14 protein-coding genes are annotated in these 19,000 nt (G+C 57.9%); 5 read left to right on the forward strand and 9 right to left on the reverse strand.

The window, feature by feature from the left end; translation table 11 throughout:
• Positions 1 to 35 precede the first annotated feature (35 nt).
• A complete protein-coding gene (locus G482_RS18120; protein ID WP_051258907.1) occupies positions 36 to 785 on the reverse strand; it encodes an LOG family protein in 750 nt (249 codons plus the stop codon).
• 132 nt (positions 786 to 917) lie between these two features.
• Here G482_RS18120 and G482_RS0109995 point away from each other — a divergent pair, with 132 nt between their 5' ends.
• Positions 918 to 2,360 (forward strand): NAD-dependent succinate-semialdehyde dehydrogenase, encoded by a 1,443-nt coding sequence (locus G482_RS0109995; RefSeq protein ID WP_028449916.1) that lies wholly within the window; start codon positions 918 to 920, stop codon positions 2,358 to 2,360.
• Positions 2,361 to 2,363: 3 nt separating this feature from the next.
• Here the strand turns inward: G482_RS0109995 and G482_RS0110000 are convergent, their stop codons facing one another.
• The 6 genes from G482_RS0110000 to G482_RS0110020 all read right to left on the reverse strand — a co-directional run bounded on the left by G482_RS0110000 (position 2,364) and on the right by G482_RS0110020 (position 10,726).
• Entirely contained in the window at positions 2,364 to 3,326 is a 963-nt protein-coding gene (locus G482_RS0110000; RefSeq protein ID WP_028449917.1) for a DUF4434 domain-containing protein, read from the reverse strand.
• Positions 3,326 to 5,848 (reverse strand): NfrA family protein, encoded by a 2,523-nt coding sequence (locus tag G482_RS19615; RefSeq protein ID WP_169721065.1) that lies wholly within the window; start codon positions 5,846 to 5,848, stop codon positions 3,326 to 3,328. Before G482_RS19615 ends, G482_RS0110000 begins: the two co-directional genes overlap by 1 nt.
• Before the next feature lie 4 nt (positions 5,849 to 5,852).
• A complete protein-coding gene (locus tag G482_RS18125) occupies positions 5,853 to 7,301 on the reverse strand; it encodes a glycosyl transferase family protein (protein WP_051258909.1) in 1,449 nt (482 codons plus the stop codon).
• Positions 7,298 to 8,437: a non-hydrolyzing UDP-N-acetylglucosamine 2-epimerase gene (gene wecB / locus G482_RS0110010; protein ID WP_211227601.1), complete on the reverse strand. Its 1,140-nt coding sequence runs from the start codon at positions 8,435 to 8,437 to the stop codon at positions 7,298 to 7,300. The genes G482_RS18125 and wecB overlap by 4 nt, the downstream gene beginning before the upstream one ends.
• Before the next feature lie 174 nt (positions 8,438 to 8,611).
• Complete coding sequence (fba, locus tag G482_RS0110015) at positions 8,612 to 9,679, reverse strand: class II fructose-bisphosphate aldolase (RefSeq protein WP_028449919.1); 1,068 nt, start codon at positions 9,677 to 9,679, stop codon at positions 8,612 to 8,614.
• Between the two features lie 123 nt (positions 9,680 to 9,802).
• Positions 9,803 to 10,726 (reverse strand): hypothetical protein, encoded by a 924-nt coding sequence (locus G482_RS0110020; protein WP_034619464.1) that lies wholly within the window; start codon positions 10,724 to 10,726, stop codon positions 9,803 to 9,805.
• 208 nt (positions 10,727 to 10,934) lie between these two features.
• Between G482_RS0110020 and G482_RS0110025 the strand changes: the two genes are divergently transcribed.
• The 4 genes from G482_RS0110025 to G482_RS0110040 all read left to right on the forward strand — a co-directional run bounded on the left by G482_RS0110025 (position 10,935) and on the right by G482_RS0110040 (position 16,338).
• Complete coding sequence (locus G482_RS0110025; protein WP_028449921.1) at positions 10,935 to 12,152, forward strand: MFS transporter; 1,218 nt, start codon at positions 10,935 to 10,937, stop codon at positions 12,150 to 12,152.
• A gap of 198 nt (positions 12,153 to 12,350) precedes the next feature.
• Entirely contained in the window at positions 12,351 to 13,400 is a 1,050-nt protein-coding gene (locus G482_RS0110030) for a polysaccharide deacetylase family protein (protein ID WP_028449922.1), read from the forward strand.
• Between the two features lie 119 nt (positions 13,401 to 13,519).
• Positions 13,520 to 15,739, forward strand: coding sequence for a carbohydrate-binding protein (locus G482_RS0110035; protein ID WP_169721066.1), 2,220 nt, complete (start codon positions 13,520 to 13,522; stop codon positions 15,737 to 15,739).
• A 170-nt stretch (positions 15,740 to 15,909) separates the two neighbouring features.
• Complete coding sequence (locus tag G482_RS0110040; RefSeq protein ID WP_034619468.1) at positions 15,910 to 16,338, forward strand: YkgJ family cysteine cluster protein; 429 nt, start codon at positions 15,910 to 15,912, stop codon at positions 16,336 to 16,338.
• A gap of 63 nt (positions 16,339 to 16,401) precedes the next feature.
• On the opposite strand, the gene G482_RS0110045 is transcribed toward G482_RS0110040, so the two are convergent.
• Positions 16,402 to 16,617 (reverse strand): hypothetical protein, encoded by a 216-nt coding sequence (locus tag G482_RS0110045; protein WP_028449925.1) that lies wholly within the window; start codon positions 16,615 to 16,617, stop codon positions 16,402 to 16,404.
• A 27-nt stretch (positions 16,618 to 16,644) separates the two neighbouring features.
• Positions 16,645 to 18,993: a glycosyl hydrolase family 18 protein gene (locus tag G482_RS20825; protein ID WP_034619470.1), complete on the reverse strand. Its 2,349-nt coding sequence runs from the start codon at positions 18,991 to 18,993 to the stop codon at positions 16,645 to 16,647.
• Positions 18,994 to 19,000 lie beyond the last annotated feature (7 nt).

The following is a 19,000-nucleotide window of genomic DNA, read 5'->3' on the forward strand; positions in this document are numbered from 1 at the left end:
GCCCCGCACTGCGGGGCTTTTTATTTGCTCACAGCTCAGCGTGGTGGCGATGAGCGGCTAGGGTTAAGTTTGAGCTGATGATCCACTTCCTGCCAGCGGGCGTGGTGCTCGCGGATCAGGTGGATGGCGTCTTCGATGGTATCCACCACGATCGGAATCTGCATATCCACGGCGCTGGCTAGACCTGCTTCGTTGTCCACCATATAGTGCTGCGCCCAATCCACCAGCTCATGCCACATTTCACCCACCAGAATCAGCGGGGTGTCGTAAAGTTTGCGCACTTGCAAGAGCTGCCACACCATCGAGAGCTCAAGCAAGGTGCCAATCCCGCCGGGCGTCACAATGAACGCATTCGAGCGCAGAATGAAATGGTGTAGCCGCGAAAAGAAGGTCTTGTGCTCAAATACCCGCCCGACAAAATCATTCACATTTTGCTCGAAATCCAGATCAATCCGGATCCCGACCGAGGCTTCGGGTTTGTTCGGTGCGCCTTGGCTAGCGCCTTCGTTTGCAGCCTGCATCAGACCCGGGCCACCGCCGGTGACAATCCGGCAGCCCATCGCCGCGAGCTGGGCAGCCAGTTGTTTCACTGCTTCGTAGGCCGGCGTGTTTTCCTGAATGCGCGCCGAGCCAAAAATAGTCACGTGATAATCCGGGGTATGCGCCGGGCGCAGCCGGGATAAATCATCCACCGCATCCCACAGTTTCAGTACGGCTGAGCCAACGATGTCCAGGGCTTCCTCATCGTCGATCACGCCGATGGGTTTATTGTTTGGATTAATCATGCTGTTCCCTTCTGTGTTGTTATTGGTCTTGGTTGTCACTCTGTCAGCTTAGGTATAAACCACGACCTTTGTATAGGCCGACGCCGGCTCTGCGCTAAAATAGCCGCTTCACGAGCCAAAGCCGGGCCTTTTATGCGACTGAGCGACCCCACACTAGTTCAAACCCGTTGCCTGATTAACGGCCAATGGCAGTCTGCCTGTGCAGTATTACCGGTCTACAACCCCGCCAGTGGCGAATTACTGGCCACAGTACCGAAGCTGGGGGCGGCCGAAGCTCAGCTGGCGATTACTGCGGCCACCGCGGCCCAAACTGACTGGCAGGCGCGCAGCGGCAAAGAGCGCGCCCAGTATCTGCGCCGCTGGTTTGAGCTGATAATGGCCGCGCAAGACGATCTGGCCCGCATCATGACGGCCGAACAAGGCAAACCGCTGGCCGAAGCGCGCGGCGAGATTGCCTACGCGGCCAGCTTTATCGAATGGTTTGCCGAAGAGGCCAAGCGCATTTATGGCGATGTGATGCCACATCCGCAAGCCGGCGGGCATATTCTGACCCTAAAACAAGCCATCGGCGTGTGTGCGGCAATCACCCCGTGGAATTTCCCCGCTGCCATGCTCACGCGCAAAGTCGGGCCGGCGCTGGCAGCCGGTTGCACCATCGTCGTCAAACCCGCATCGCAAACCCCGCTCACCGCGCTGGCGCTGGCGGAGCTCGCCCAGCGGGCCGGCATGCCAGCCGGGGTTCTCAATGTCATTACCGGCCCCGGCGCCGAGCTTGGCGAAACGTTAGCCAACAGCCCACAGGTACGCAAACTCTCGTTCACCGGCTCCACCGCCACCGGCCGCCAGCTGATGGCCAGTAGCGCTAGCAATATCAAAAAACTCTCGCTCGAGCTGGGCGGCAATGCGCCGTTTATTGTTTTTGCCGACGCCGATCTGGATGCCGCGGTGGCCGGCGCCATGGCCAGTAAATTTCGCAACGCCGGCCAAACCTGCGTCTGCGCCAATCGCTTTTTAATTGCAAGCGAGATCTACGAGGCATTTACCGCCCGCTTCGCCCAAGCCATTAGCGCATTAAAGGTAGGGTATGGTGATGCAGATAGTACCCAGATTGGGCCGCTGATCGATACCCCAGCCGTCGAGAAAGTCGAAAGCCATATTGCTGATGCCTTGGCGCAAGGCGCACAGCTCGTCTGCGGCGGCCAGCGACACCCGCTAGGAGGAAGTTTTTTTGCGCCGACCCTGCTGCGCGATGTACCGCCCACGGCGCTGATTAATCACGAAGAAACCTTTGGTCCGGTGGCGGCGCTAGTGCGCTTTAGCGATGAAGCAGAAGCGCTAGCCTTGGCCAATGCCAGCGAATACGGGCTGGCCGCCTATGTATATACCCGTGATCTGGCCCGCACTTTGCGCGTGGCGACCGCGCTGCAAACCGGCATGGTCGGCATCAATACGGGGCTGATTAGCAATGAGGTGGGCCCTTTTGGTGGCATCAAGCAGTCAGGGCTTGGGCGCGAAGGCTCGAAGTACGGAATTGAAGAATACCTCGAGCTGAAATACCTATGCCTTGGTCAATAGGCACTAGCGTATGCGCTGATTTTGGCTACGACATTGCTGACCGGGGTCGAGCAATTGCTCACCGGCCAGTTGATTGAGCGAGAACACCGCCTGTGCCGCTCGCCCGGTGGCGGCACACCAGAGCTGTTGCCGCCGCGCTTCGGTGGGGCGGGATACGGGGCAAAAACTACTCTGCCCGTCTTTCACCCGCTCGGTAAATACCTCCAGCACCCCCTGCCAACGCTCAGCAGGCAATGTGGCTGCCACCGCCTGTAAATAGGCCGCGGTATCTGGCCGTGGATCACGGCGCACCCCCTGCCCATCCTGCACCAGCCAGATCACCCCGCTCTGTTGTTGCAAGCGTTGCAGCATCTCGGCATACACGCGCGGTGGGCTATGCCCACCAAAAAACGTCGACACATACACCGGCTTTCCCGGCGTGAGTTTGCGTAAAGCCAGTACTTGCTCGCGCAAATGCTCGGCCAGCAATTGCTGCCGGGGCAAGGATTGCCAGTTTAAATCGTCGATTTCTTCCGACAGATACCAGCCTTTCACTTGTTCGCCCATGTGGGGCGTAATTTTGGCCGCCTCCGCCAGATTGGCCTGCGCCAGCGTATGCAGATAGTCTTTCAGCTCGGCATCGCTTAGCTTTAGCTGCTCGAAAAACTGCGGATCGGCGTACAGACCAAAAATGAACTGGTACTTGCGGTTGCCACACAAGCGCCGTTGCAGCCAGTCATAACCGCCACTATCCCATAAGGAATAAGCGCCATAACGGCTCCACTGCAGAATAATGGTCTTTACCTGGCGCGCTTGCAGCTTGGCTTTAATCGGCTCCAGCATCTCTTCACTCAAGCCCTGATGTCGCAAGAGGGGCTGGTAAAACACCATGGGCGCGGGCTGGCTGCTGCACTCCAGCGCGGACTGGGCTGGGTGGGCTAGCAAACTCAACAGTAGCGCAGCGTAGCCAGCAATTCGCTTGTCCATTAGTGCACCAATTGCCAGTTCAGCAAGATGCTATGGCGATCTTTGGTATTGCCGCCAATTGCCTGCCGCGCTTCGAGACTCCAGCGTTGCGTCCAATCCGGTGCGCGCCAAGTATCTCCACCATGCCAGATCGTTAGCGCCAGCCCCACGCCCACATCCCAACGGCTCACCGCCGAATTGGTGTCATTGGCGTTGTTCATGGCAAAAATGCTATTTACGTAAGGCTCGAGTGTCATTTTGCCCTCAAACTGGCTGAGCTTGTAATGCCGACCAGCCTCGGCTTTGGCGGTGAGGTAATAGGCCTCGCTCCTCACCAACCAGGCAAAGTCACCGTACAGACTAAAATGATTCCAGGCTGAGGCGACTGGATTCCAATCGGCGCCCAGCGAGTGCGAGCCTGATAAGCGCAGCATCAAGTCATCTTGCACTATCCCTTCCTCAGCATGCACCCACTCCGCTGAGCCTAGCACATTGTAGTCTTTGGATAAGCGCTGACTCACGCCCACCCCGGTCATCCATGCCTTGCGTAGTGGCTGCAGTGAATGCTCTTCGAGGCTCGTCATGACACGCCCAAAGACATAGGTCGGATGCGCGCTATCCCACAACGGATCGAGCCGGTAAGCCACATTGGCGGCGAGCTGGCTATTGTATTGGGCGTATTGCACTGGGCTAGTCATCATGGCGGTATCGGGCTGATTATCTAGCCGCCATTGCCCACCCAAAATAAATGACCAGCGGTCTTCATGCGTCTGCACTGCGCGCTGCCAGCCAAACAGCCGCTCGGCCGCGGTCTCGGCATCGTAATCCAAGTGCTCTTGAATCTGCGCAGCGGCGTCGATCGATTGCCGCCAATACTGGGCTGCCAATTCACGTTGCCCCGCGTCGGAAGCGACTTGCCCCAAATCAGGCAGCAGCTCTTTGCGACTGGGCTCTAGTTGATAGGCCGAGCTCAATGCCGCCAGTGCAGGCGGCGCTTGTTGCGCTTGTTTTAGCCAATAGCCATATTCGGCTTGAAATTGCGCATTGTCGGGCGCGAGTTGCACCGCTTTGGCCAGCGCTGCGCCTTGTTCGGCTGTCTGCTCTAAATGCCGATGCGCTTGTGCCAATTCGTACCAGCTATCTGCCTGCTCATTGGCTGCCAACGCACGCTGATAGGCCGCCACCGCAGCAGCCCAATTGTGCTGCTGCATTAATCGGCGCGCATGACTTAGCGGTACTTCACCCGGTGGCAATGCCGCCTCGTAGCGGGCCAGTAGCGCCGCGCTGTAGGGTAATTCCGGGTGTGCTAGCGCCAATTCTGCAATATGTTTGGCGAGGGCTGGGCTGGGGGCTAGCTGATTGATTTGATCGTAACGTTCCAGCGCTACCGCCAGCTCACCTGCGGCCAGCCGCGCATCGGCCTCGCCGCGTAGCCATGCAACGGGCACAGCTTGGTTTAATTGCCGTGCGATCTGCTGAGCCGCAACAAAGTACTGCGCAGCAAGGGCCGGGTCTTTCTCTTGCATCGCGCAGTAGGCAGCCGCTAGCTGGCTATGACTGCTGCTGCTTTTTGCATCGCTAGAAATTGCGACTAGCTTTATCAGCTCGGCACAATGTTTCCCTGACAGTCGATTGGCCAATTGCTGCTCGATTTTTGGGGAATATAAACCCGCCGTTTGCAGCGCTTGTACCGACAGCTCTAGCTCCTGATAACGAGCTTGGCGGATAAAGCTGGCAAATAGCGCCGATAGCTCGGCTTGGCGTTCCGCGGCTGACAGTTCGCGATACGGAAACTGGGGCGCTTTCGCTGGTGCAACGACTTCTGCTGCGCGGGGCTGATTAACCGCCATTTTGGTTTTTTTGCTTGCTACAGATGGCGTTTTTTTCGCTTGAGGCGATGCAATCGGCTGCGCTACGGGCGCCGCAATCTCTGCCGTGGTGGCTGGGGTTTCTTCGGTAGTAGCAGGCTCGGCTGCTAATTGTTGTTGCCAGTTTTGTAAATCGCTGGCCGCGATCGGCACCTGCTTGGCTTGCAATAAACGGATAGCCTGTTGTGCTTCGGTTTTGCGTTGTTCATGCAGTAGCGCCGTCACCCAGGCGCGCGCGCCGCGTTGTTGCTGGGTCGCCGTCAGCCCGCTGCGAGCAAGGGCGGCGCTGGCATACGCGGGCACGATCGTCCAGTTTTGCTCTAGATAGGCGGCATAGGCTTGTAAATAGGGGCCCAGCGCATCGGAGGGGCGAATATGGCTCCACTGCGCGCCTTGCTGATCCAGACAAGCGGCATCGCCCAAACGACCACAAATTTGTGATAGCAAAATCCGCGCCTCACGCGCTTTGGGGTCGATGCGCACTACTTCTTCCACCAGCGGACGCGCGCCAGCCAGATCATTTTTGCGATACAGCTCGTAGGCTTTGTTCAGACGCGGATAGGTACGAAAATTGCGCCACTCATCGCCCAGCCAGCTGGCCTGAACCGGAGTGGCCAAGCCGGCCAGCAGCAGGCTACTGAGCAAAACCGGCACGACAAAAATAGGTTTTTTCATTGGCTTAATCATCCGCATGCAGATCGGGGAAGTCGTGGCTGGTTTTATCCCATTTCACCGCGCTGCCCGTTTTGCGACTATTGCGCACTTGGAAAAAGGCGCGGAAAAACGCCCCGATATTGACCACATTGCCCACCAGCAGGCGCGGTATCGATTGCAGTGCTTGCCACCAGCCAAAATAGCGGCGGGTAAAAATAAAGCGCTGCAAGATGCGATTGCACATAAATAGGAAGTTGATCCCCACCAGCGCCCACAGCCAGCTATCGTGCGGAATCAGCTCGGGGAAAGTCCACCAATCGGGGTCGATTTCATGGTGTACCCAGGCCTGAAAGACCGAGAAAACAATCAGGTAGCCCATCAGCAGCGATGGGAAGGCCAGCACGCTTTTGCGATCACGCATCAGCATATAGCGCATCAGGGGTTTACCTTGCCAGCCTAGGTTTTTCCAGCCCTGGAAGACAATACCCACGATCCAGCGCGATTTTTGCCGTATGGCTTGCCACAGGTGGTTGGGGAAATATTCCTGCACGCAAATCATGCGGTGCACGCCTTTATGGCCAAACCAGCTCGGCGGCTCGCCTTTAAACTGCACATCGTAGTGCAGCATCATTTCGCGGGCCCCCACCGCATGCAGCCGAAAGCCAATCTCATAGTCTTCGGTCAGCGTGCCGGTATCAAACACCACGCCGCCGTTGATTTGCTCCAGCAGGCTAATGGCTTTACGGCTAAATGCGGTGCCCACGCCAGCGCTTGGCACCTGGCCGGTCAACATTTGCCGCACCAGAATATCCTTGCCGTGCCACTCGGCAAATTCATCGACATAGTGATTGCCCACCACGCTGGTCCAGCGCCGCGCCAGCGGCATCACGGGCAGTTGCACCAGATCAAACTGCGGCACCAGCCGGTTGAAGGCGCGCAGCTCCAGCGGATGAATAATGTCTTCGGCATCATGATAGGCCAAGCAACTGAAATGAATGCCGTCGCGCGCTTCCATTTCGGTGATAAAAGCAATGATGTTGTTCAGGCAATCGGCCTTAGTAGTCGGGCCGGGGTCGCGAGTGACCACCTTGTGCACATTCGGGTAGCGCGCAGCCACCTTATCGACTTCGGCTTGGGTCTCTGGGTCGTTCGGGTAAGTGCCGACAAAGATGTGGTAATTGTCATAATCAAAGGTGCGCGCAGCATAATCGGCCATGCGCTGAATCACCGGCGCCTCTTGCCAGGCCGGAATCATAATTGCAATCGGCTGCTGGGTATCCTGATATAACTCATCAGCATACTCTGGCAGGTATTCGCTGCGGCGCCAGTCTTTACGGTGCGTTAAGCGCCATACCCAATAGCGAACATCAATCAAAAAGTCATCAATCGAGCTAATAAAGATGGTAACAATCCCCACCCGCAGCAAAATGGCCAACACAAACCAGTAGGTCGCCAAGAAATCAAGCCAGCTCATCGTGCGGCGCTCCAGGCTTTAATCAAGGCCACAATCTGCTGCGCCGAATCGCCACTGCCATACGGGTTTTTGGCTTGCGCCATCGCGGCATAGGCGGCGGGTTGTTCTAGCAATTCGCTCACCGCCTGCACGATGGTGGTGGTTTGCGTGCCGACCAATTTGGCGGTGCCAGCCGCAACCGCCTCGGGCCGCTCGGTGGTATCGCGCATCACGAGCACCGGTTTTCCCAGCGCGGGCGCTTCTTCCTGAATACCGCCACTGTCAGTCAGAATGATGTGCGCCTGTTTGAGCAAATACACAAAGGGCAAATAATCTTGTGGCGCAATCAGATGAACATTCGGCACCTCGGCCAGCCAGCGCTGCACCGGCGCCTGCACATTCGGATTGAGATGCACCGGATACACAATCTGCAAATCCTCACGTTGGGCTAGCTGCGCCAGCGCGGCACAAATCTGCTCAAAACCATCGCCAAAGTTTTCCCGCCGATGGCCCGTTACCAGCAGCAGTTTTTTGCGGGGATCAAGAAACGGAAATTGGCTCGCCAACTCGGCGGCTAAGGCAGGTTCACGGTCAATACGCTGGCTGATGCTGAGTAGCGCATCAATCACGGTATTGCCGGTAATGTGAATCTCGCCCTGCCGATGGCTGCTGCGCGTGAGGTTTTCGGCGGCCTGCGGCGTGGGCGCAAAATGCAGCGCGGCAAATAGCCCAACCACGGTGCGATTCATTTCTTCGGGCCACGGCGCATCAAGCTGCCAGGTGCGCAAGCCCGCCTCAACGTGGCCGACCGGAATCTGCCGGTAAAACCCAGCCAGCCCGGCGGCCAAAGTGGTGCTGGTGTCGCCATGCACCAGAATCAGATCGGGTTGCGCCTGCGCCAACACTTCATCCACGCCTTGCAAGGCGCGGGCCTGCAACTGCGCCAGTTGCTGGCCGGGGGTCATTAAATCAAGATCATAGTCAGCCTGCAGCGCAAACAGCTGCATCACCTGATCGAGCATTTCTCGATGTTGGGCGGTGACACACACCAGGCTTTCGATGGCAGGATCGGCTGCCAGCGCATGCACCAATGGGGCCATTTTGATCGCTTCTGGCCGGGTGCCGAAGACCGATAACACGCGGATAGGTCGCTTCATCTTTCTTCCACCTTTCTAGATTTATGACCTGCAATTATATGCCGGCCAGATAATTTAGATATGAAGTAAGAATTCAGATGTTGTGCACTATTACATCGACAAGGCCAGTTGGGCAAAAAAAGACCGCACCGGCGCGAGCGAACAGTGCGGCAGAGGATGGAGACGGTAAATCGGCTAGGCCACTAGCGTGAGCTTAGGTGGCTGCGGGTGGTATTTATGCTGCATTTTATCCAGCGACAGCGGTTTGATTTTGTCGGCCATCCCGGCGCAACCAAAATCAACATAACGGGCGCGGCAAATCGTTTGCATCGCACTAATGGCCGGTTTCAGATATTGCCGCGGGTCAAAGTCAGCCGGATGCTCGGCCAGATGCTTGCGAATCGCGGCGGTCATGGCGAGGCGCAAATCAGTGTCGATATTAATCTTGCGCACGCCCCAGCGGATGGCTCGCTGAATTTCCTCGATCGGCACGCCCCAAGTTGGCGGCAGTTCGCCACCATACTGGCGAATCTGCTGCAGTAAATCCTGCGGCACGCTGGAGCTGCCATGCATGACCAGATGGGTATTCGGTATTGTGTCGTGAATGGCTTTCACCCGCTCGATATCCAGCACCGCGCCGGTGGGCGGGGCCGAAAATTTATACGCGCCGTGACTGGTGCCAATCGCGATGGCAAGTGCATCTACCTGGGTGGCCGCCACAAACTCTTTGGCTTGCCACGGATCGGTGAGCATCTCGGCGTGGCTGAGCGCCCGTTCGGCCCCCACCCCATCTTCGGCTTCGCCCCGGCCGGTATCGAGCCGCCCCAAGCAACCGATCTCCCCTTCCACCGAAACCCCGCAGGCATGCGCCATGCGCACTACTTCTTGTGTTACCGCCACGTTGTAATCGTAGCTACTGGGGGTTTTGCCATCGTCGAGCAAAGAGCCATCCATCATCACACTACTAAAACCATGCTTGATGGCAGTCAGGCAGACGGCCGGGCTGGTGCCGTGATCTTGGTGCATCACAATCGGCAAATGCGGAAAACTGGCCAGCGCACCTTCGATTAGCTGCTTTAAAAACTGCTCGCCGGCGTATTTACGCGCCCCGGCGCTGGCCTGCAAGATCACCGGGCTGCGGGTGGCCTCGGCCGCCTGCAAGATCGCCTGCACCTGCTCCAGATTATTGACATTGAATGCGGGCACGCCGTAGCCGTGTTCGGCGGCGTGATCGAGGACCTGACGAAGCGAAACCAGTGGCATTGCCAACCTCTTATGTTGCGTTGCGACAAGGGCACTTTAATCATGCCCGAGTAGCACTACAAATAAGCGATTTTCCCATCAGGGAGATACCTGAAACCACTTGCTGCAGGCCAGCAATACCACTTATTCGCTGCGCTTGACCGCCGCGCGCAAGCTGGCGAGCTCCTCGGCTGACACCGCCGGCACAAACTGCGCCCCGCCCATGCCATCGGCAGTGAAGTTAATGGCCAGCGACAGCCGTTGCCCGCAAGCTTCGCCAGTCCAGGTTTCCTGCCATTGGCCGCGAATCAGCGTGTAGGGCTTGCTTGGGTTGAGCTTCAATTGCAGATATTCTGCGCCACTTAGCGGCTGGCTGATTTGAAAATCCACCGGCTTGATGTCTTCATTGGTGCATTGCGCTGCCGTGGCTAGGCGCTGGAAGGCCTCGGTCACCACCGGATCGCGCATGACTTCGCGGCGTAAATTGAGTGGCGCCAGGCTCTCACCCAGCTCGCTTGCCCGTGCCCACGCTTCGCGATTTGCACATTGACGATACCAGTTGGCCCGCTCCGCCCCACTCAGCGCCGTGACCGAATTGCTAATATCGGCGCACACCACCTCTTTTGCGGGGGTAAAGCCCTGCAAGGCAGATGAATAAATGAGTTCGGCGGCATACCGCTCGTTCTCACGCTCTTTCAGGCTGCGCTTACCTAGCGCTTCATAGCGCGCCGAATCGACCCGGCCATTGGCGCCCTGCAAATCTTGTAGCGCTTCTTGTTTCAGCATGCCGCCCAGCAAAAACCGCGCTTCGGCATTGCTGCGCGCCAGCGGCTCTAATAATTTACGCGCTGCGGCTACGTTTTTCTCGGTGCCTTTGCCGTGCATATAAAACTGCGCCAGCAACATCTTCACCGCGGGCGTCGCTTGGCCCGATTTCACATCGGCCTTGGCCGAGGCAAATGCCAAGGCATAGTCGCCTTTTTCCAGCGCGCTATTGATCAGAATCTCACCCGCCCACAGGCCACTGGCCCACAGCCCAAGGCATAGCGATAACACCAGTCGTTGCATTATTTTCTCCATCCTGTTGTTGTTTTTCGCTGGCAGATCAAGCTGCGCAGCCTGTGCGTATCTTACTGTAGTCATCGCCGAGCGCCTACAGCTGCAGCTCACACCTGGATAGGCCCAATCTGTAAATATTACAGTCCGAGTTTGTAAGGCGCTTTCTATTGTCGGGCTTAATCCCTATCATGATGAACATTCGGATAAGGATGGCTTTATGACTGCCGCTCCCTCACTTTGGCGCAATCGCAATTTCATGCTGTTGTGGCTGGCTTCGATCATCAGCAATTTTGCCCTCGCCGTGGCCATGCTGGCCGAAACCTGGTACGTGGTAAAAACGCTGGACGCCAAAGCCCAGCTGGGCCTGGTGATGATTGCGGGCTCGGTGCCCAGGGTGTTGCTGATGGCCGTCGGCGGCGTACTGGCTGACCGGATGCCACGCAGCCGGATTATCTTCATCTCGCTGGCCAGCCGCGTGCTAATGCTGTTTGGATTGGTCGCCCTGCTGTACTGGCAGCGGCTAGATATCTGGGCGCTCACCGGCTTTGCCTTTCTGTATGGCGCGCTGGATGCCTTTTTTTGGCCGGCACGCGATGCACTCACCCCCACCATCGTGCCAGAACACGACCTCACCCGCGCCAACTCGGTCATGCTCACCACCAATCAGGTGGGGCTGGTGTTTGGCCCGGTGCTGGGCGGCATTTTGCTGGCGGCGCTGTCGTATGAAACGATTTTTGCCCTCACCGGCGCCACGTTGCTGCTAGCGACCTTGTGTATTTGGCTGATTAATGAGCCTTTCACGCCCCGCGCCGTGCAAGCCGGGCATTCGATGCTCAGCGAGCTAAAAGAAGGCGTGCAATATGCGCTGCAAACTCCGGTCTTGCGGGCACTCATGCTGGTGTATGCCGCTGCCAATTTATTATTTATGGGACCATTGGCGCTGGGTATTCCGCTGATCGTCACCGAAAACCTCGATGGCCAGCCAGCGACCTTGTCATTTCTGAATAGCGCCTTTGCCGCCGGCATGGTGCTGGGCGGGATTTTGCTCACGCTGTATCCGCCTCAACACAAGCGGCTACTGATGATTACGGTGATTATCGCGCTGGAAGGCGTGCTGCTGGCCTTGCTGGCTCACACGCATTGGGTCTGGGTGGCGGTAGGCATTCAGCTGCTGATCGGGCTGGGCGTAGCGGGTAATAATGTGCCGATGATGTCGCTGATTCAGCAGTTTTCCGACAAAGCCAAGCTGGGCCGGGTAATGAGCCTGAACAGCATGGCGTCGATGGGGCTCACCCCGCTATCGTATGCGATGGTCACCGGCATGCTGTCGCTGCACTGGTCAATTGGCTGGATCATGCCCGCCTTTGGCCTACTGATGAGCGCGGTGATGGTGTATCTGAGCTGGCAAATGGCGGTGATTCGGCAGACCGACTAAGCCCTTGTCGTGTCGCAAGTCATGTAGTTGGCGCAAATTCACTACACAGCTCGTGAATGCACGGTGCAACAACCACAAGATAAGCCATTAAAAATAAAAGGTTTTTTTAAGCCACATCGCCATTCGTGAAATAGTGAGCTAGGCACACCCCGAATTGTCATGTGGCAAGGCATGATGCCTCCATCGCTTGGAGTGCACATGATGTTCCACCGCCTGATTACCTGTTTTTTACTTTTGCTGAGCCCGCTGCCGCTGCTGGCCGCCAGCTTGCAAGTGCAACCTTGGCCCGCTGGCGCCAAGGCGGCGCATACCATTGCCCATGATGATGTGTGCGGCGGAAATACCGGCGGGATTTTTCAGCATGCCCTGCCCGTGCTACAAGCTCGCGGCCTACATGCTAGCCTAGGCTTGATTGCCGGATTATGTAACGAGCCACAATGGCAGCAGCTCAAACAAGCGCTGCAAGCCGGGCACGAATTGTTTAATCACACCACAAGCCACGTCGGAATGCTTGAGCCGGGCAGCCTCGCCCCGATCGCGGGTTGGGACAATCTGAAAGAAATCGCCCAAGCTCAACGCTTGGTACAGGCCAAACTGGACTATAGCATGCAGTTTGTGGCTTTCCCTAGCGATCTGGCCACGCCCGAAGCCAAAGCCTTTGCCGCAGCCCAGCCGGAAATCCTCGGGCTCAGAGCGGCCAAACACCTCTACGATGGCAGCAATGCCGGCCTGAATGCCGTCGATGAAATCGACCCACTGTTTGTGAAATGGGATATGTACTGGCGCGATGGCAAATGGTCGCGCTACAAACCGGCCAACGGCAATATGCTGATCCAGCATGCGCAGGCCGCCCTCGAGAGCGGCAGCTGGAGCTACCGCACCATGCATGGCGTGGCCGATGGCTCGTTTGAAAGCGTGCCGCTGACCCAATACACCGAATACGCCGACTTTCTTGCCGCCAAAGTCAAAGCCGGCGAGCTGTGGGTCGCCCCGCCCACCGCCGTGCTGCGCTATGCCATCAGCCGCCAGCAATGTGCGCTGCAATTACAAGGTAAGCAGATCAAGGTGGATGCCAGCGGCCCCGATTGCCAGCGCTATCACACCGCGCTGACTGTCGATCTCACCCCCGACGCCGACTGGCAAGGCCAATTTAGCCAGCAGGGCCAAGCGCTGGCTAGCCAGAAACTCACCAACGGCCAATACCGTATTTTGCTCGACCCGACCAAGGGCGATGTGCGCATCCAATAGAGGTATAAGCCTCAACAATAATAAATAAAAGACTTACCGGGCAATACCCCAAGAAGCGTGACGAGTTGTGCCGATTCCGGTAGCGGGCAACTCACCTAACTAGAAAGAGGATGGAGATTATGCAAGCCAAGAACATGGGCCACGCCCTGGTGTTCGCATTACTCACCAGCGCTGGTCTGGTGTTGAATCCGGCGCAGGCCACAACGCCCACGCCAAGCCCTACTGCGACGCCGAGCTACCCAAGCTGGGATAGTGCTGCCGTGTATAACGGCGGCCAGCGCGTTATTTATAACAGCCAAATCTACGAAGCCCGCTGGTGGACGCAAGGCAATAATCCGGCCGAAGCCGGTGAATGGGGGCCGTGGAAATTAATCGGCGCAGGCCCAACGCCCACCCCGAGCCCTACCCCTAGCAGCAATGTGGTAACACTAACGGCCAGCCAGGTGCCCAATGGCATTAAACCCTGTGGCAGCGCTAACTATGCCAGCTGGCAAAGCAACCAGAACTATGCCAGCGGCGCGATTGTCGCCGTGAGCAGTACTAGCGTGCCGTTTCTGGTCTTTACTGCGCAGCAGGCGCATTTAAGTACAGCAGCCAATCAGCCACGCGACAACGGCAATGGCACCATCAGCTACGACCGTACCGTGTGGGCGCCAAGCAATGCCTTGCCCGCGCCTTGCCCATCCTTAACGCCATCACCCACCCCAAGCACGCCGCCGGTTAACCAAGCGCCAACCATCAGTTTTAGTACGGCCGCTCAGGCAGCATGCCAAAGCCCATTCCAGCTCAAGGCAGAGGCCAGTGATAGCGATGGCAGCGTTGCTAAAGTTGAGTTTTATATTGACAACGCCCTCGTCGGGACTAAAACCAGTGCACCATACGAACTAACTGCCAGCAATGACGTGGCATGCTGGTCAAACGGCGGCAAAAAAGTGATGTTTGCTGTGGCCACCGATAATCTAGGCCTGCAAACCCGCTCCGCCAGCATCACTGTGACCATTCCACGTGATGTGCTGGCCACGCCGAGCCCCACCCCAATCGCCACCTATGCAAACTGGAATGCCGCAACGGCCTACACCAGTGGTCAGCGGGTGAGCTACAACGGCCGCGCCTTTGAAGCCAAATGGTGGACACAGGGCCAGACGCCAAATGCCAACGATCCGTGGGGACCATGGAAAGATCTGGGTGTGATTGGTAATGCAACACCAAGCCCGACACCCGTGATCACCGCAACACCAACCCCAACGGTGAGTGCGTCACCAAGCCCAACACCAAGCGCCACGCCAAGCACCACACCCGCAGGCAATCTCAGCCTGACGGCCGCGGCCATTACCACCTGGAAAAACGGCGCCAAAGGCGCGTATTCACTGGTGCATGATGATTATTGCTCGATGTATTACGGCACTGATCCATACAGCAAAATCATGGATCCTGAGCTGAAAAAACGCGGTCTGGTAGCCGGCTTTGGTATGATCACCGGCAGCTGCTCAGAGCAACACTGGGCAGCGGCGAAGACCTTTATCGCCAACGGCCATGAAATCGTGAGCCACAGCCGCAATCATCCGAACCCGTATATTCCGGATGCCAGCCTGGAAACCGAAATCAACGGCGCTACAGCCGATATCGCGGCCAAACTGGATGGCTATCAAGCTAGCTACTTTATCTGGCCGGGTGATGTGGCATCGACCAAAGCGATCGACTTCCTGAAAGCGCAGCCCAACTTCATTGGCGGCCGCGCGACGCATCTGGTCGATGGCTCAGGCCCGAACAATGCGGTGGATTACACCACCATGCCAGCCGGGGTGAATCCAGCCAACTTTGATAATCCATACCGCGTGAAATGGGACTTGTTTACCGCCGATGGTAAATGGTCGCTCTATCCAATGGGCAGCGAGATTCTCAATCTGCACATTGATGCGGCCATCAGCCAAGGTGGCTGGGCGACGCGCACTGCGCATGGTGTCGATACTGGCTACTGGGAAACGATTCCGCTCAATCGCTATCTGACTCACCTCGATTACGCCAAGGCTAAAGTCGATAGTGGCGAGCTGTGGATGGATACTCCATCGAATGTGATCAAATATCGCTACGCCCGCGAAAAATGTAGCTTGGTCGTACCTGCGGTGGTAGGCAATCGCACCGTCGGCTTTAACACCAGCGCCGAATGCCAGAAATACGCCACCCCAGTGACGCTGCAGCTGACGGTCGCCAATCTGCGCGGCACGCTGCAAGCCACCCAAGGCGGTCAGGCCTTGGCGGTGAAAGCCGGCCCGGCCGGTAGCTGGCTGGTGACGGCGCACCCACTGGCCGGCGCTATCACGCTGGGCGACAGCCAGTAAACGTCGCACTACATCTTTTCCCCGCTCGGGTCAGATACTCTGCTTGAGCTTGCCCCCGTACTGCCATCCGGCGTACGGGGATTTTTTTCTGTCATCACCCTGTGCTACTCTTCGCGGCTGATTCGACCAAGACGTGCGCGCCACCCCGGCGCTAGAACACGCGAAGCAGGATGGACGTGGTAAATCTGAAGAAACGCAATATCATCACCATCACCGATCTCGATCGCACCGAGACTTGGGTGAAGTATTACAACGGCTTGTGTGACGACTGCGTCGGCAGCTGCTGCACCATGCCGGTGGAAGTCAAAATCGTTGATCTGATCCGCATGGGTGTGGTGGATGAATTTGATGCAGTGGAGCCGGCGAAAAACATCGCTAAACGGCTGATGAAGGCGCGCATCATCGAGCATTTCAATTTCAAAAACGAAATCTACACGCTGGCGCGCCGGGCCAATCACGACTGTATTTATCTGGATGAACGCAGCCGCCGCTGTACTATCTACGAAAACCGCCCCAATACCTGTCGCAAACATCCGCAAGTCGGGCCGCGCCCCGGGTATTGCGCATATAACCAGAAACGCGAAACGGCCAAGTGCTAAACACTTGACCGCCTATGTATTACTGCGCAAGCCTTTATTAATAAGGCCTAGCCAGCCATACCCCTATGCACTCATAGCAGCACTACCCTCACTACCGGCGGCGGGCGCCTCGCGCACCACCGCGGCCGCCAGCAAAGCCGCTTCATACGCCGCCAACTGGGCATCATCCATTTCCGGTCGAAGTTGCTCCAGCTTGGTGGCCGCGACATAGGCCTTAAACGGGTGCGGTGCCTGAACTTGTTGCAGTAGTTCATCCAGTTGCGCCAGACTCACCGTCATGATTTCAGCTCCTTGCGATGCTTGTTGTTATTCGGTAAACCAATGGGGAAATTGTTCCCGCAGCCGGGGCACCATCGAGCGGGCCACCGGAATCGCCGTCTCGCCCAGCTGCACCGACCAATGCTCCCGCCCCCGCTTGCTCATCCCGGTCACCTTGCGCGGGTTAACCAGATAGGAGCGGTGCACTTGCACCAGCAGGCTTTCTTCAAAGTAAAGCCGAATCGCCCGTAAACGTAAAGTAATATACAAAGGCGCGACGAGATCACTGGCATGAATCGCGCTGTAACCCTTGTCGGCGCGGATAAATAAGAGCTTATCCCGCCGCGAAGCGATCTCATACACCTCGCTTAAAAGCTGCGGCTGGCGCCCCAATTCATACAATTGCCGCCGCACAATCTGTAGCTGCTGCAACAGGCTTTGAAAATACGCCGCGTCGTCTTCATCCAGTGGCGCAGTGAACTCAAGCTGCAGGACATAATCATCCAGCGGTTGACTCATGCGCTGCGCCGCCACGCCCAGCTCACGCGGGCTGGGGCTCGCCTCGTCGGCATCCAGATCCAGCACGCTACTGTGGCGCACCAGTGGTTCGGTGGCCAGAAAGCCCAGCGTGATTTCCAGCATTTTTTCCAAGCTGCGCTGCTCTCCCAATTGCCGCCCCAACTCGGTCAGCCGCTGCAAGCGCTGAGCGGCGCTGGCGGCGGTTTTTGCGCTGGGGCTGGCCACGGCTTGGGCGAGGGAAGTGGACTGGGGAGCATCGACGAGCGGGGCTTCGCTCAGTTCGCCGGCAGCCAACTCATTTACGGCCACCGCGGGCGTACTAGGCTCACCTAGCTCTTCAGCGACGGCAGACTCGGGCTCTGGCACACGCTCTACCGCCACAGCCGGCGCGGCGAGCGCTGGTCGCGGCGGAGCCGGCAGCAAGGGCTGCAGCTGCCAGGCCAGCTGGCGGCTACGCCGCACCCACGGCTGCTGCGCCGCCCCCCCCTGCTCGGCCAGCTCGGCCAAAGTCAGCAGCTGAATCGGCAACTCGCTCAGCTGTTGCCGCAACTGCGTGATTTGCGCGACTTCCTGCGCCAGCAGTTGTGCGCGCTGCTTGCGCCGCCACCACCACTGCAGCATGAGCGCCAGCTGTGCAGCCAAGATACAGCCCAAGAGCAATTCCACCCAGGCCGGGTGATGCCGCCACCAGTACTGCAGATCATGCCAGCGGCACTGCCACGGCGCGGCATCGCGTTCGATTTGCCGCAGCAGCCGGTAATCGGCCGCGTCGCTAGTGAGCTCCCACAGGGCGATGCCGCGCAAGCCGCGCGCGCGGGCAAAATCCAGCTTGGCAGCCAGAGCTGGCTGGCTTTCTACGCTGATAAACTGCCGTTTGCTGGCGCTGTAAAAAGTGGTGGCCTTGGCCAGCGGATCCCAATGCTCTACAAAATCGCCATCCTGCCGCAAGGCGGCCAGCTCATCTTGGCCAAACACGCCGGTGGCCCCAGTTTGCTCATTATCCCACGAGCCCATACTGACGCCGCCATGCGGCTGCCCCAGCCCCTGTGCCGTCGGTGGCACGGCATTAAAACTAATGCCCTGCGTAGGGATCAGTACGCTCAGCTGCGCGGGCTTTACGCCATACCCCAATACCGTATCGACCGCAGAAGCAATAGATACATGCCCTGGTGGCGCATACAGTGGTGATTTATGCCCCGTTCGCCCTGACCAAGCGCCGACAAAATCGGTGGCGATCAGCATAAAGTAATCCACCTGCGCCGCGAGCTCAGCCCAATGCAGGCCTTGCCATTGATACGGCTGGGTACCAATTGCCAGACCAATCCGTAGCCCGGGCTGAGCACGCCGCAGCGCACTAACAAATGCCAGCAGATGCTCACCATCGGCCGCATCAACCGCATTGCCGGCCTTGCCGCCGGCCACCGGATAGCGCCAGTCGATTTCGATGCCATCAAAACCTTGCGCTGCCAGTAGCGCCACGGTCGAGCGAACTGCGCGCGACTGCTGCGCGGGTTGCAAGGCGGTAGAGATCTGCGCCGAATAATTCCAGCCCCCCACGGCCAACACGGTTTTCAACCGCGGATACAGGCGTTTTTGCTCGCGTAATAGCGCGAAATTGCCACGCAACATGCGCCCATCAGCCAGCGTATAGGGTTTGGTGAGGTCGGCAAAATTATCCCCTGCGATCAGCTCCCCTTGCGGGGTAAAGCGCGCAAAGGCGTAGGTGAGCTGATCCACCCTCGCAAGGGGTAAATCGGCTAAGGGGCGGGTCTGGGCGTAACTCACCCAGTAGGGATAATAGGCAGTGAGCTGGCCGGCACCGGCGGTCGCCATGAGCAAACCGCAGAGCCAAGCCCAGCAGAAAACAGGTAAGCGCATTTCGTCT

The sequence above is a fragment of the Chitinibacter tainanensis DSM 15459 genome, assembly GCF_000429785.1.
Lineage (GTDB): Bacteria > Pseudomonadota > Gammaproteobacteria > Burkholderiales > Chitinibacteraceae > Chitinibacter > Chitinibacter tainanensis.